Annotated in this window: 13 protein-coding genes; all 13 read left to right on the forward strand. The window is 59.8% G+C overall.

Translation table 11 applies throughout. The features are described 5' to 3' along the window. Nucleotides 1–78 precede the first annotated feature (78 nt). The 13 genes from rpoC to rpsC all read left to right on the forward strand — a co-directional run bounded on the left by rpoC (nucleotide 79) and on the right by rpsC (nucleotide 13424). On the forward strand, nucleotides 79–4263 hold the full coding sequence (rpoC, locus tag GDR53_RS17050; protein WP_193335626.1) for a DNA-directed RNA polymerase subunit beta': 4185 nt from the start codon (nucleotides 79–81) through the stop codon (nucleotides 4261–4263). 617 nt (nucleotides 4264–4880) lie between these two features. Further along, nucleotides 4881–5252, forward strand: a complete 372-nt coding sequence (gene rpsL / locus GDR53_RS17055) for a 30S ribosomal protein S12 (protein WP_046136734.1) — start codon at nucleotides 4881–4883, stop codon at nucleotides 5250–5252. A 12-nt stretch (nucleotides 5253–5264) separates the two neighbouring features. After that, on the forward strand, nucleotides 5265–5735 hold the full coding sequence (rpsG, locus tag GDR53_RS17060; protein ID WP_193335627.1) for a 30S ribosomal protein S7: 471 nt from the start codon (nucleotides 5265–5267) through the stop codon (nucleotides 5733–5735). A 12-nt stretch (nucleotides 5736–5747) separates the two neighbouring features. Beyond that, a complete protein-coding gene (gene fusA / locus GDR53_RS17065; RefSeq protein WP_193335628.1) occupies nucleotides 5748–7838 on the forward strand; it encodes an elongation factor G in 2091 nt (696 codons plus the stop codon). 55 nt (nucleotides 7839–7893) lie between these two features. Beyond that, complete coding sequence (gene tuf / locus GDR53_RS17070; RefSeq protein ID WP_193335629.1) at nucleotides 7894–9084, forward strand: elongation factor Tu; 1191 nt, start codon at nucleotides 7894–7896, stop codon at nucleotides 9082–9084. A gap of 68 nt (nucleotides 9085–9152) precedes the next feature. After that, complete coding sequence (gene rpsJ, locus GDR53_RS17075) at nucleotides 9153–9461, forward strand: 30S ribosomal protein S10 (RefSeq protein ID WP_056232628.1); 309 nt, start codon at nucleotides 9153–9155, stop codon at nucleotides 9459–9461. Nucleotides 9462–9545: 84 nt separating this feature from the next. Next, entirely contained in the window at nucleotides 9546–10247 is a 702-nt protein-coding gene (gene rplC / locus GDR53_RS17080) for a 50S ribosomal protein L3 (RefSeq protein WP_193335630.1), read from the forward strand. Then, the gene (rplD, locus tag GDR53_RS17085) at nucleotides 10248–10868 is read left to right on the forward strand and encodes a 50S ribosomal protein L4 (protein ID WP_193335631.1); all 621 of its coding nucleotides are present in this window, start codon (nucleotides 10248–10250) and stop codon (nucleotides 10866–10868) included. Then, a complete protein-coding gene (locus GDR53_RS17090) occupies nucleotides 10865–11158 on the forward strand; it encodes a 50S ribosomal protein L23 (RefSeq protein WP_193335632.1) in 294 nt (97 codons plus the stop codon). The genes rplD and GDR53_RS17090 overlap by 4 nt, the downstream gene beginning before the upstream one ends. 16 nt (nucleotides 11159–11174) lie before the next feature. Beyond that, a complete protein-coding gene (rplB, locus tag GDR53_RS17095) occupies nucleotides 11175–12014 on the forward strand; it encodes a 50S ribosomal protein L2 (RefSeq protein WP_193335633.1) in 840 nt (279 codons plus the stop codon). A 3-nt stretch (nucleotides 12015–12017) separates the two neighbouring features. Beyond that, on the forward strand, nucleotides 12018–12296 hold the full coding sequence (gene rpsS, locus GDR53_RS17100; protein ID WP_193335634.1) for a 30S ribosomal protein S19: 279 nt from the start codon (nucleotides 12018–12020) through the stop codon (nucleotides 12294–12296). A gap of 1 nt (nucleotide 12297) precedes the next feature. Beyond that, nucleotides 12298–12678 carry a 50S ribosomal protein L22 gene (gene rplV, locus GDR53_RS17105; RefSeq protein ID WP_193335635.1) on the forward strand — a complete coding sequence of 127 codons (381 nt, stop codon included), beginning with the start codon at nucleotides 12298–12300 and terminating at the stop codon, nucleotides 12676–12678. Beyond that, a complete protein-coding gene (rpsC, locus tag GDR53_RS17110) occupies nucleotides 12678–13424 on the forward strand; it encodes a 30S ribosomal protein S3 (protein WP_193335636.1) in 747 nt (248 codons plus the stop codon). Before rplV ends, rpsC begins: the two co-directional genes overlap by 1 nt. Nucleotides 13425–13434 lie beyond the last annotated feature (10 nt).

Below are 13434 nucleotides of genomic sequence, written 5' to 3' on the forward strand. Positions count from 1 at the left end.
CGGCACTTCCTACCCCCATTCATTTTCCGTTCGTGCCCGTGGTCAGTCCCGGGCATGGACGGATAGAGGAGAGAATTGATGAACCATCATTCCCACGTCATGGACCCGTTCAACCCGGCGGTTCCCGTGCAGACCTTCGATCAGATGAAGATCTCGATCGCCTCGCCAGAAAAGATCCTGAGCTGGTCCTATGGCGAGATCAAGAAGCCGGAAACCATCAACTATCGTACGTTCAAGCCTGAACGCGATGGCCTGTTCTGCGCGCGCATCTTTGGCCCCGTAAAGGACTATGAGTGCCTGTGCGGCAAGTACAAGCGCATGAAGTTCAAGGGCGTCATCTGTGAGAAGTGCGGCGTCGAAGTCACCCTGAGCCGCGTTCGTCGCGAGCGCATGGGTCACATCGAGCTGGCCGCGCCCGTCGCCCACATCTGGTTCCTGAAGTCCCTGCCGTCGCGTATCGCGCTGCTGCTCGATATGACGCTCAAGGACATCGAGCGCATCCTGTACTTCGAAAACTACGTCGTTCTCGATCCAGGCCTGACGCCCTTCACCCAGCACGAACTGCTGAATGAGGAGCAGTTCCTCGACGCCCAGGACGAATATGGTGCCGACAGCTTCACCGCCAAGATCGGCGCCGAAGCCATTCGCGACATCCTGCTGGCGCTCGATCTGGAAAAGATCGCGGCAAACCTGCGCGTGGAAATTGCCGAGTCGACCACTGAGCTCAAGCCAAAGAAGCTGGCCAAGCGCCTCAAGATCGTCGAGCAGTTTATTGTCTCCGGGAATAAGCCGGAGTGGATGATCATGACGATCATCCCGGTCATTCCGCCCGAGCTGCGCCCGCTGGTGCCGCTGGATGGCGGCCGCTTTGCCACGTCCGATCTGAACGATCTCTATCGTCGCGTGATCAACCGCAACAACCGCCTCAAGCGCCTGATCGAGCTGCGTGCCCCTGACATCATCATCCGCAACGAAAAGCGCATGCTGCAGGAAGCCGTTGACGCGCTGTTCGACAACGGTCGCCGTGGCCGCACCATTACCGGTGCCAACAAGCGTCCGCTCAAGTCGCTGTCCGACATGCTCAAGGGCAAGCAGGGCCGGTTCCGCCAGAACCTGCTCGGCAAGCGCGTCGACTATTCGGGTCGTTCGGTCATCACCGTGGGTCCGAACCTCAAGCTGCACCAGTGCGGCCTGCCCAAGAAGATGGCGCTCGAGCTGTTCAAGCCCTTCATCTATTCGCGCCTCGAAGCCAAGGGCTTCAGCTCGACGGTGAAGCAGGCCAAGAAGCTGGTCGAGAAGGAAAAGCCGGAAGTCTGGGATATCCTCGATGAGGTGATCCGCGAGCATCCGGTGCTGCTCAACCGCGCACCGACCCTGCATCGCCTTGGCATCCAGGCCTTCGAGCCCATCCTGATCGAAGGCAAGGCCATCCGTCTGCATCCGCTCGTCTGCTCGGCCTTCAACGCCGACTTCGACGGTGACCAGATGGCCGTGCACGTTCCGCTGTCGCTCGAAGCGCAGCTGGAAGCGCGCGTGCTGATGATGTCGACGAACAACATCCTGCACCCTGCCAATGGCCAGCCGATCATCGTGCCGAGCCAGGACATCGTGCTGGGTCTCTACTACCTCTCGTTGATGAACGAGAAGGAGCCCGGCGAAGGCATGGCATTCGGTTCCTATGCCGAGCTTGAGCATGCCATCGACAACAAGGTCGTCACCCTGCACACCAAGATCAAGGGCCGTGTCACGTCCTTTGACGCCGATGGCAAGCAGACCACCGAGATCGTGGAAACGACCCCGGGCCGCATGCTGATCGGGCAGATCCTGCCCAAGAGCGCCAAGGTGCCGTTCTCGACCGCCAACCAGCTGATGACCAAGAAGATGATCTCCAAGATGATCGACACGGTTTACCGTGGCTGCGGTCAGAAAGAGACCGTGATCTTCTGCGATCGCGTGATGCAGCTTGGCTTCAAGAATGCCTGCGATGCCGGCATTTCGTTCGGCAAGGACGACATGGTTATCCCTGCTTCCAAGTACACCATCGTGGAAGCCGCGCGTAAGCAGGTCGAAGAGTTCGAGCAGCAGTACAATGACGGCCTGATCACCCAGGGCGAGAAGTACAACAAGGTCGTCGACGCCTGGGCCAAGTGTGGCGACAAGGTTGCCGAAGAGATGATGGACGCGATCCGCACCGTGCAGATCGACGAGGAGACCGGTCGTCAGAAGCCGATCAACTCGGTCTACATGATGAGCCATTCGGGTGCCCGTGGTTCGCCGGCACAGATGAAGCAGCTGGCCGGCATGCGCGGCCTGATGGCCCGTCCTGACGGCTCGATCATCGAGACCCCGATCACGGCTAACTTCAAGGAAGGCCTCAACGTTCTCGAATACTTCAACTCCACCCACGGTGCCCGCAAGGGTCTGGCGGATACGGCGTTGAAGACCGCGAACTCGGGTTACCTGACGCGTCGTCTCGTCGACGTGGCGCAGGACGCGATCATCGTGTCGACCGATTGCGGCACCGAGCGTGGCCTGACCATGGAGCCCATCGTTGATGCGGGCCAGGTCGTGGCTTCGATCGGCCAGCGCGTGCTGGGCCGTACCGCTGCCGACGACATCTTCCATCCGCTGACCGGCGATCTGATCGCAGCCAAGGGTCATCTGCTGGAAGAAAAGGATGTCGACGTCATCGAAGAGGCACGTATCCAGTCGATCCGGATCCGTTCGCCCCTGACCTGCGACATGCGCCAGGGTACCTGCGCGGCCTGCTATGGCCGTGACCTTGCTCGCGGTACCCCCGTGAACATGGGTGAAGCTGTGGGCGTTATCGCCGCGCAGTCGATCGGTGAACCCGGCACCCAGCTGACCATGCGTACGTTCCACATTGGTGGCACGGCACAGGTGGTTGACTCCTCGTTCCTTGAATCAGGTGCTGAAGGCAAGATCGCCATCCGCAATCCCAACGTGGTCAAGGTCGAGGGCGACAAGCTGGTCGTCATGGCTCGTAACGTGTCGCTGGCCGTGCTCGATGCCGATGGCAAGGAGCGCGCGACGCACAAGGTGGCCTATGGCGCCAAGCTGCTGATCAAGGAAGGCGACATGGTTCGCCGTGGTCAGCGTCTGGCCGAATGGGACCCCTACACCCGTCCGATCCTGGCCGAAGTCGAAGGCGAAGTCGTGTTCGAGGATCTGCTCGACGGCACCTCGGTTGCGGAAAACACCGACGAGGCAACGGGCTTCACCAAGCGCGTCGTCATCGACTGGCGGACCAATCCGCGTGGCGAAGGGCTCAAGCCAGCCCTGGCCATTGCGCGCGATGGTGCCGTGCTCAAGGTGGAACGTGGTGGCGAAGCCCGTTACCTGCTCTCGGTTGATGCGGTCATTGCCGCTGAGCCGGGCGAGAAGGTATCGCCGGGTGACGTGCTGGCGCGTATTCCGCTCGAGTCAGCCAAGACCAAGGACATCACGGGTGGTCTGCCGCGCGTGGCCGAACTGTTCGAGGCTCGTCGTCCCAAGGATCACGCCATCATCGCCGAGATCGATGGCACGATCCGCTTCGGTCGCGACTACAAGAACAAGCGTCGCGTCATCATCGAGCCCCATGAAGAGGGCGGTGAGCCGGTCGAGTATCTGATCCCCAAGGGCAAGCCGTTCCATCTTCAGGAAGGCGATGCCATTGAAAAGGGTGAATATATCCTCGACGGCAACCCGGCGCCGCACGACATTCTGGCCATAAAGGGCGTGGAAGAGCTTGCTCGTTACCTCGTCAATGAAATCCAGGAAGTCTATCGTCTGCAGGGCGTGATGATCAACGACAAGCACATCGAGGTGATCGTTCGCCAGATGCTGCAGAAGGTCGAGATCGTCAATCCAGGTGACTCGGGCCTGCTCAAGGACGAGCAGCTCGACAAGCTCGACTTTGACGAGCTCAACGACGCGCTGGTTGCTGACGGCAAGAAGCCGGCAACGGCCAACCCCGTGCTGCTGGGTATTACCAAGGCGTCGCTGCAGACCCGTTCGTTCGTGTCGGCTGCCTCGTTCCAGGAAACCACCCGCGTGCTGACCGAAGCTGCCGTATCCGGCAAGGCCGATCTGCTCGAAGGCCTCAAGGAAAACGTGATCGTTGGTCGCCTGATCCCGGCCGGTACGGGTGCCGGCATCTCCTCGGCCAAGCTCATCGCTTCCAAGCGCGATGACCTGATCCTGGATGAACGCCGCCGCCAGGCTAACACGCCCAAGATTGCCGCGCCCGCTGCCGAATAGGCTGCAACGCGGATAGAAGATGAGGGAAGGGGGCCGAAAGGCTCCCTTTTCTTTTGGCACGACCGGTCAGATTGCGCCTTCCAGGCTCGGACCGATCTCGTCGAGAACGCATCGGGCTGGCCGCCAAGGGGCAGGGGGCCGTCGTCAGCAGCCGGAAGGTCTGGGCCGGACATCGGTCGCCCGTTGTACCATTACTGGACAGTTAATGCCGTTTGCGTGGACTGGGCGTGGACCCGCCAGCACTTCTTCCACACGCCGCCAGGTCGGATCGGGTATGCACCAAGACGACGCCAAAGCAAGGCGGTGCATGGCTGCGACGCGGATTTTCGCGAAAGAATCCTTGACGGCCGGGCGAGTCGGCTCTAAACAGCGCCTACCTAAGCGGTCGGTCGTGAATGTCATACCGGGTCCCTGCCATCCTGTGCGGGTATCCAGGACACTCAAACACACTGTCGGGTAACTAGACGAAGCAAATCCTTGTGCGCATGACTGCCCGCTTTTTGGGGGTGGTCCGCTGCAATTAAGGCGCCGCCGTTCCCCAGTCTGGGGTCGGATGAGCGCCGTTTTGGTTTGCTTAGGCTAGACCGCAATGAATTTTGGACGATGGAAAGAGCGAAATGCCCACCATTAATCAGCTGATCCGCAAGCCACGCGCCAGCAAGCCAAAGCGGAACAAGGTTCCGGCGATGGAAGCAAACCCGCAGAAGCGCGGCGTTTGTTCACGTGTCTATACGACCACTCCCAAGAAGCCAAACTCGGCTCTGCGCAAGGTTGCCAAGGTTCGCCTGACCAATTCGCGCGAAGTGATTTCGTACATTCCAGGTGAAGGTCACAACCTTCAGGAGCACTCGGTGGTCCTGATCCGTGGTGGCCGCGTTCGCGACCTTCCCGGCGTTCGCTATCACGTGCTCCGCGGCGTCCTCGACACGCAGAGCGTCAAGGACCGCAAGCAGCGCCGGTCCAAGTATGGCGCGAAGCGTCCGAAGTAAGGAGATAGATCTATGTCCCGTCGCCACCGCGCAGAAAAGCGTGACGTTATTCCGGACGCAAAGTTCGGCGATCTCGTCCTTACCAAGTTCATGAATTCGCTCATGAAGGACGGCAAGAAGTCGGCCGCCGAAAGCATCGTTTACGGTGCCTTCGACATCGTCGAAGCCAAGGTCAAGCAGAACCCCGTCGAGGTGTTCCACACGGCCCTGGAAAACATCCGTCCTTCGGTTGAAGTGCGTTCGCGCCGCGTTGGCGGTGCTACGTACCAGGTTCCTGTTGAAGTCCGTGCGGACCGTCAGCAGGCCTTGGCCATTCGTTGGCTGATCGACTCCGCTCGCAAGCGCGGCGAGAACACCATGCGTGAACGCCTGTCGGGCGAGCTCATGGATGCTCTCAATGGTCGTGGTCAGGCCGTCAAGAAGCGCGAAGATACGCACCGTATGGCTGACGCCAACCGTGCCTTCTCGCACTACCGCTGGTAGTAGGAGCGCCCCATGGCACGCGAATATCCAATCAATCTGTATCGTAACTTCGGCATCATGGCTCACATTGATGCTGGCAAGACGACCACGACCGAACGCATCCTGTACTATACCGGCAAGTCCCATAAGATCGGCGAAGTCCATGACGGCGCTGCCACCATGGACTGGATGGAGCAGGAGCAGGAACGCGGCATCACGATTACGTCGGCTGCCACGACCACGTTCTGGAAAGACCGTACCGGTACCCAGCACCGCTTCAACATCATCGACACCCCCGGCCACGTCGACTTCACCATTGAAGTCGAACGTTCGCTGCGCGTGCTCGACGGTGCCGTTGCCCTGCTGGACGCCAATGCCGGCGTCGAGCCCCAGACCGAGACGGTCTGGCGCCAGGCCGACAAGTACAGCGTTCCGCGCCTCGTCTTCGTCAATAAGATGGACAAGATCGGCGCCGATTTCTATCGCTGCGTCGAGATGATCGGCACGCGCCTCGGCGCCAAGGCCGTTCCTGTCCAGCTGCCGATCGGCGCTGAGAATGACTTCAAGGGCGTTGTCGATCTGATCGAGATGAATGCCCTGGTCTGGCGCAACGAAGAGCTGGGTGCCCAGTGGGACGTTGTCGAGATCCCGGACGACCTCAAGGAAGCTGCCGCCAAGTATCGCGAGCAGATGATCGAGGCCGCTGTCGAGATCGACGACGATGCCATGGAAGCCTTCCTCAACGGCGAAGTCCCGAACAACGAGACCATCCGTCGCCTGCTGCGTCGCGGCACGATCGATGCCAAGTTCTTCCTGATCTTCGCGGGCTCGGCCTTCAAGAACAAGGGCGTTCAGCCACTGCTGGACGGCGTTATCGATTACCTGCCGTCGCCAATGGACGTGCCGGCAATCCAGGGTATCGATGCCAAGACCGAACTGCCAATCGAGCGTCATGCTGACGACAGCGAGCCGCTGTCGATGCTGGCCTTCAAGATCGCCAACGACCCGCACATGGGTTCGCTGACGTTCTGCCGCATCTACTCGGGTCACGTCGAGCAGGGCGCCATGCTGGAAAACACGGTCAAGGAAAAGCGCGAACGCGTTGGCCGCATGTTCCAGATGCACGCCAATAGCCGTGAGCAGATCACGGAAGCTTTCGCTGGCGACATCGTCGCTATCGTGGGCCTCAAGGACACCACGACCGGCGACACGCTCTGTGCGCAGAATGCCCAGGTCATCCTGGAACGCATGATCTTCCCAGAGCCCGTGATCGACATCTCGGTGGAACCCAAGTCCAAGGCCGACCAGGAAAAGATGGGCCTCGCGCTCAATCGTTTGGCTGCTGAAGATCCAAGCTTCCGCGTCAAGACCGACGAAGAATCCGGCCAGACCATCATTTCGGGCATGGGCGAGCTTCACCTCGACATTCTCGTCGACCGTATGCGTCGCGAGTTCAAGGTCGAGGCCAATATCGGTCAGCCGCAGGTTGCCTATCGCGAGACCATCACGCGCGCTGCCGATGTGGACTATACCCACAAGAAGCAGTCGGGTGGTTCGGGTCAGTTTGCCCGCGTCAAGCTCTCGATCGAGCCAGGCGAAGTCGGCAAGGGCCTCGAATTCGTGAACGCCGTCGTCGGCGGTTCGGTCCCCCGGGAATATATTCCGGGCGTCGAAAAGGGCGTGAAGTCGGTTATGGGTTCCGGCCCACTGATCGGGTTCCCCATCGTTGACGTCAAGGTGACGTTGACCGAAGGCGCCTACCATGACGTCGACTCCTCGGTTCTCGCCTTTGAAATCGCTGGTCGTGCTGGCTTCAACGAAGCCATCCGCAAGGCGTCGCCAAAGATCCTCGAGCCGATCATGAAGGTTGAAGTTGTCACGCCAGACGATTACATGGGCGACGTTATCGGCGACCTCAATTCACGACGTGGTCAGATCCAGGGCACTGAAAGCCGTGGTGTTCTCCAGGTTGTGGATGCCTTCGTACCGCTCGCGAACATGTTTGGTTATGTGAACTCGCTGCGCTCCATGAGCCAGGGTCGTGCACAGTACTCGATGACGTTCGACCACTACGAGCAGGTGCCGCAGGCCGTCGCCGACGAAGTCCAGGCCAAATACGCCTAAACAATAAACTGAAACTCAAGGTTGGCCGCTGGGCTAACGAATACGGAGAGAAGCGATGGGCAAGGAAAAGTTTTCCCGCAATAAGCCTCACTGCAACATCGGCACCATTGGTCACGTTGACCATGGCAAGACCTCGCTGACAGCTGCGATCACCAAGATCCTGGCCGAGACCGGCGGCGCTGTGTTCAAGAACTACGCGGACATCGATGCTGCGCCTGAAGAGAAGGCACGCGGGATCACCATCAACACTGCTCACGTTGAGTATGAGACGGCTAACCGTCACTACGCTCACGTCGACTGCCCAGGCCACGCCGACTATGTGAAGAACATGATCACCGGCGCTGCCCAGATGGACGGCGCGATCCTGGTCGTGTCGGCTGCCGACGGCCCGATGCCCCAGACCCGTGAGCACATCCTGCTCGCCCGTCAGGTTGGCGTTCCCGCCCTGGTCGTGTTCCTGAACAAGTGCGACATGGTCGACGATCCCGAGCTGCTCGAGCTCGTCGAGCTCGAAGTTCGCGAACTGCTGTCGTCCTATGAGTATCCCGGCGATGACATCCCCGTCGTCAAGGGTTCGGCTCTGGCCGCTCTCGAAGACAGCGATCGCAAGCTTGGCCACGACGCCATTCTCGAACTGATGGCTGCCGTGGATAGCTATATCCCACAGCCAGAGCGTCCGATTGACCAGCCGTTCCTGCTCCCGATCGAAGACGTGTTCTCGATCTCGGGCCGCGGCACCGTGGTTACCGGTCGTGTCGAGCGTGGCATCGTCAAGGTTGGCGAAGAAGTCGAAATCGTCGGCATCAAGGCAACCCAGAAGACCACCGTTACCGGTGTCGAAATGTTCCGCAAGCTGCTCGATTCGGGCCAGGCTGGCGACAACGTTGGCGCCCTGATCCGTGGTATCGATCGTACTCAGGTTGAGCGCGGTCAGGTTCTGTGCAAGCCCGGCTCCGTGACCCCACACACCGACTTCGTTGCTGAGGCCTATATCCTCACCAAGGAAGAAGGCGGTCGTCACACCCCGTTCTTCGGCAACTATCGTCCGCAGTTCTACTTCCGTACCACGGACGTGACGGGCATCGTTACCCTGCCAGAAGGCACGGAAATGGTTATGCCAGGTGACAACATCAATATGAACGTTCAGCTGATCGTTCCGATCGCCATGGAAGAAAAGCTTCGCTTTGCTATCCGTGAAGGTGGCCGCACCGTCGGCGCCGGCGTGGTCGCGAAGATCCTGAAGTAAGCCTCATTGAGACATTCGCGGCGCGCGATTAATGCGCGCCGCGATCCATTTTCGTCAGGATTTACAAGATGAACGGTCAGAATATTCGCATTCGCCTCAAGGCGTTTGACCATCGCGTTCTCGACGCATCGACGCGTGAGATCGTCTCGACGGCCAAGCGGACAGGCGCGCAGGTTCGCGGTCCCATTCCGCTGCCGACGCGAATCGACAAGTTTACCGTGAACCGCTCGCCCCACATCGACAAGAAGTCGCGTGAGCAGTTCGAGATTCGGACACACAAGCGTCTTCTGGACATTGTGGACCCGACGCCTCAGACGGTTGATGCGCTGATGAAGCTCGATCTCGCCGCCGGCGTTGACGTCGAAATCAAGCTCTAAAACAAGAAGTTTCCGCGCCTACCAAATAACAGGGTCCTCTGAAACCATGACCCGGTACGGCGCCAAGAGAGAAGGTAATAACCGATGCGTTCTGGATTGATCGCACAGAAGCTGGGCATGACCCGCATTTTCGCTGAGGACGGCTCGCACGTTCCAGTGACCGTGCTGAGTCTGCAGAACTGCCAGGTGGTAGGCCAGCGGACGGCTGACAAGGACGGCTACGTCGCATTGCAGCTTGGCTCGGGCCAGGCCAAGGCGAAGAACACCAGCAAGGCCGAGCGCGGCATTTTCGCCGTCGCCAAGGTTGAGCCAAAGCGCCACGTCGCGGAATTCCGCGTCGACGAAGCCAACCTCATCGAGGTCGGCGCTACGTTGCAGGCAGACCATTTCGTCACGGGCCAGCTGGTGGACGTCACCGGTACCTCGATCGGTAAGGGTTTCGCCGGCGGCATGAAGCGCTGGAACTTCGGCGGCCTGCGTGCTTCGCATGGTGTGTCGGTTTCGCACCGTTCGATCGGTTCTACCGGTGGTCGTCAGGACCCGGGTAAGACCTTCAAGGGCAAGAAGATGCCGGGCCACATGGGCGATCGTCGCATCACCACGCAGAACGTCAAGGTCGTCAAGACCGATGTCGAGCGCGGTTTGATCATGATCCAGGGTTCGGTTCCAGGCTCCAAGGGCGCATGGATCATGATCAAGGACGCGGTGAAGAAGCCAGCCCCTCAGGGCGCTGCTTTCCCGGGCTCTTTCAAGGCCGCCGCTGAAGTTGCGGGGGAAGGTAACTAAATGGAACTCAAGGTCACAACCCTCGACGGCAAAGCTGCTGGCAATATCCAGCTTGCTGACGACGTCTTCGGTCTGGAAGTCCGCCAGGACATCCTGCACCGCATGGTTCGCTACCAGCAGCTCAAGGCAATGTCCGGCACGCACGATGTGAAAAATCGTTCGGAAGGTGTTCGCACGGGCAAGAAGTTCGGCAAGCAGAAGGGTGGCGGCGGTGCGCGTCACGGCGATCGCAAGGCTCCCCAGTTCCGTGGTGGTGGTCGTGCATTCGGTCCGACCCCGCGCAGCCATGCCATTGATCTTCCCAAGAAGGTCCGTGCACTGGCGCTCAAGCATGCCCTGTCGTCCAAGATCAAGTCTGGCTCGCTCATCATCGTCGATAGCGTTTCCCAGAAGGACAACAAGACGGCCGGTCTGCTGGCCACGTTCGGCAAGCTGGCCTGGACCAATGCGCTGATCATCGATGGTGCAGTTGTCGACCAGAACTTCGTTCTGGCCGCTCGCAACATCCCGCATATCGACGTGCTGCCAGTGCAGGGGATCAACGTTGTGTCGATCCTCAAGCGCGACAAGCTCGTCCTGACCAAGGCAGCGCTTGAAGCGCTGGAAGCGAGGTTCGCATGAACAAGCTCAGCGCTTACGACATCGTCCGGAACCCGGTCGTGACTGAAAAGTCGACCATGGCCTCCGAACATAACCAGGTCGTTTTCGACGTGGCGATTGATGCCAACAAGACCGATATCAAGGCTGCCGTCGAGCAGTTGTTCTCGGTCAAGGTCAAGGCAGTGAATACCCTGGTCCGCAAGGGCAAGGTGAAGCGCTTCCGTGGCAAGGTTGGCACGCGCAACGACGTCAAGAAGGCGATCGTTACCCTCGTCGACGGCCAGTCGATCGACATTTCGACCGGCCTCTAAGGGAAGAGACAGAAAAATGGCTCTTAAGACTTACAATCCTACGTCCCCCGGCCGCCGTCAGCTCGTGACGACCGACCGTTCGGAACTCTGGAAGGGCAAGCCGGTCAAGACTTTGACCGAAGGCCTCTCCAAGTCCGGTGGCCGTAACAATCGCGGTCGCATCACTGCCTTCCATCGTGGTGGCGGTCATAAGCGCACCTATCGCATGATCGATTTCAAGCGTGTCAAGTTCGACATGGTTGGTACGATCGAGCGCCTGGAATACGATCCCAACCGTACGGCTTGGATCGCTCTGGTGAAGTACGAAGACGGCGAACTCGCCTATATCGTTGCACCACAGCGTCTGGGTGCAGGCGACAAGGTGATCTCGTCGGCCGGTACGGTTGACGTCAAGCCAGGAAATGCGATGCCGCTCGAGAACATGCCGGTCGGTACGATCGTGCACAATATCGAGCTCAAGCCCCGCAAGGGTGGCCAGGTTGCCCGTTCGGCTGGTGCTTATGCCCAGTATGTCGGTCGTGACCAGGGTTGGGCGATCCTTCGCCTGAAGTCTGGCGAACAGCGCCGCGTGCACGGCACCTGCCTTGCAACCGTGGGTTCTGTTTCGAACCAGGATCACTCGAACACTTCGCTCGGCAAGGCCGGTCGTTCGCGTTGGCTCGGCCGCAAGCCGGTCAACCGCGGCGTGACCATGAACCCTGTTGATCACCCGCATGGTGGTGGTGAAGGCCGTACTTCAGGTGGCCGTCATCCGGTTACGCCTTGGGGTAAGCCCACCAAGGGCAAGAAGACCCGCAGCAACAAGGCCACGGACAAGTTCATTGTTCGCAGCCGTCACGTGAAGAAGGGCAGGTAAGCCATGACCCGTTCAATCTGGAAGGGGCCGTTTGTCGACGGCTACATGCTCAAGAAGGCCGAGAAGGCCCTCGCGTCTGGTCGCAACGATGTGATCAAGATCTGGAGCCGCCGTTCGACCATCCTGCCACAGTTCGTCGGCGTTACGTTCGGCGTTCACAATGGCCAGAAGCACGTTCCGGTCAACGTCACCGAAGACATGATCGGCCACAAGTTCGGCGAGTTTGCACCGACCCGTACCTATTACGGTCACGCTGCCGACAAGAAGGCCAAGAGGAAGTAAGATGGGCAAGCCAAAAACTGAGCGCGCTCTCAAGGACAACGAGGCTAAGGCTGTTCTGCGCATGCTGCGCATCAGCCCTCAGAAGCTGAACCTCGTCGCGCAGTTGATCCGTGGCAAGAAGGTCGAGAAGGCTCTTGCCGATCTCGAATTCAGCCACAAGCGCATCTCCGGCCAGGTCAAGAAGGTGCTGGAAAGCGCCATCGCGAACGCCGAGAACAACCATGGTCTCGATACCGACGCTCTCGTCGTTGCCGAAGCCTTTGTTGGTAATTCGCTGGTCATGAAGCGCTTCACCGCTCGCGGTCGTGGCCGGTCTTCGCAGATCCAGAAGCCATTCGCGCATCTGACGATCGTCGTCCGGCAAGTTGAGGAGGCCGCATAATGGGCCAGAAGATCAATCCAATCGGCTTCCGCCTGGGCATCAATCGCACCTGGGACAGTCGCTGGTACGCCAACAAGAGCGACTATGGTAACCTGCTTCAGGAAGATCTGAAGATCCGGACCATGCTGCTGGAAGACCTCAAGGCCGCTGCGGTGTCCAAGATCGTCATCGAGCGTCCGCATCGCAAGTGCCGCGTCTCCATTCACACTGCCCGTCCGGGCATAGTGATTGGCAAGAAGGGCGCCGACATCGACAAGATCCGCGCCAAGGTGAAGAAGTTCACCGACAGCGAAGTGCACATCAACATCGTTGAAGTGCGCAAGCCGGAAACCGACGCGACGCTGGTTGCCCAGGGCATTGCCCAGCAGCTGGAACGCCGCGTGGCCTTCCGTCGTGCCATGAAGCGTGCCGTGCAGACCTCGATCCGCATGGGCGCCGGTGGCATCCGCGTGAACGTGGGCGGCCGTCTCGGCGGCGCCGACATTGCGCGTACTGAATGGTACCGCGAAGGTCGCGTTCCGCTGCACACGCTGCGTGCCGACATCGACTACGGTACGGCTGAAGCCAAGACCACCTATGGCATCATCGGTATCAAGGTCTGGGTCTTCAAGGGCGAAGTCCTTGAGCATGATCCGTCCGCGCACGAACGTCGCGCTACCGAAGGCAATGACGGCGGTCAGCGTCAAGAACGCAGTGAACGTGGTCCCCGCCCTGATCGCGGTGACCGCGATCGCGAACGCGCATAAGAAGGTTAGT

The sequence above is a fragment of the Devosia beringensis genome, assembly GCF_014926585.1.
Lineage (GTDB): Bacteria > Pseudomonadota > Alphaproteobacteria > Rhizobiales > Devosiaceae > Devosia > Devosia beringensis.

What these genes read in the sequence shown, in the direction of transcription:
- rpoC (WP_193335626.1), top strand. Translation starts at nt 79, where the DNA reads ATGAACCATCATTCCCACGTCATGGACCCGTTCAACCCGGCGGTTCCC.
- rpsL (WP_046136734.1), top strand. Translation starts at nt 4,881, where the DNA reads ATGCCCACCATTAATCAGCTGATCCGCAAGCCACGCGCCAGCAAGCCA.
- rpsG (WP_193335627.1), top strand. Translation starts at nt 5,265, where the DNA reads ATGTCCCGTCGCCACCGCGCAGAAAAGCGTGACGTTATTCCGGACGCA.
- fusA (WP_193335628.1), top strand. Translation starts at nt 5,748, where the DNA reads ATGGCACGCGAATATCCAATCAATCTGTATCGTAACTTCGGCATCATG.
- tuf (WP_193335629.1), top strand. Translation starts at nt 7,894, where the DNA reads ATGGGCAAGGAAAAGTTTTCCCGCAATAAGCCTCACTGCAACATCGGC.
- rpsJ (WP_056232628.1), top strand. Translation starts at nt 9,153, where the DNA reads ATGAACGGTCAGAATATTCGCATTCGCCTCAAGGCGTTTGACCATCGC.
- rplC (WP_193335630.1), top strand. Translation starts at nt 9,546, where the DNA reads ATGCGTTCTGGATTGATCGCACAGAAGCTGGGCATGACCCGCATTTTC.
- rplD (WP_193335631.1), top strand. Translation starts at nt 10,248, where the DNA reads ATGGAACTCAAGGTCACAACCCTCGACGGCAAAGCTGCTGGCAATATC.
- GDR53_RS17090 (WP_193335632.1), top strand. Translation starts at nt 10,865, where the DNA reads ATGAACAAGCTCAGCGCTTACGACATCGTCCGGAACCCGGTCGTGACT.
- rplB (WP_193335633.1), top strand. Translation starts at nt 11,175, where the DNA reads ATGGCTCTTAAGACTTACAATCCTACGTCCCCCGGCCGCCGTCAGCTC.
- rpsS (WP_193335634.1), top strand. Translation starts at nt 12,018, where the DNA reads ATGACCCGTTCAATCTGGAAGGGGCCGTTTGTCGACGGCTACATGCTC.
- rplV (WP_193335635.1), top strand. Translation starts at nt 12,298, where the DNA reads ATGGGCAAGCCAAAAACTGAGCGCGCTCTCAAGGACAACGAGGCTAAG.
- rpsC (WP_193335636.1), top strand. Translation starts at nt 12,678, where the DNA reads ATGGGCCAGAAGATCAATCCAATCGGCTTCCGCCTGGGCATCAATCGC.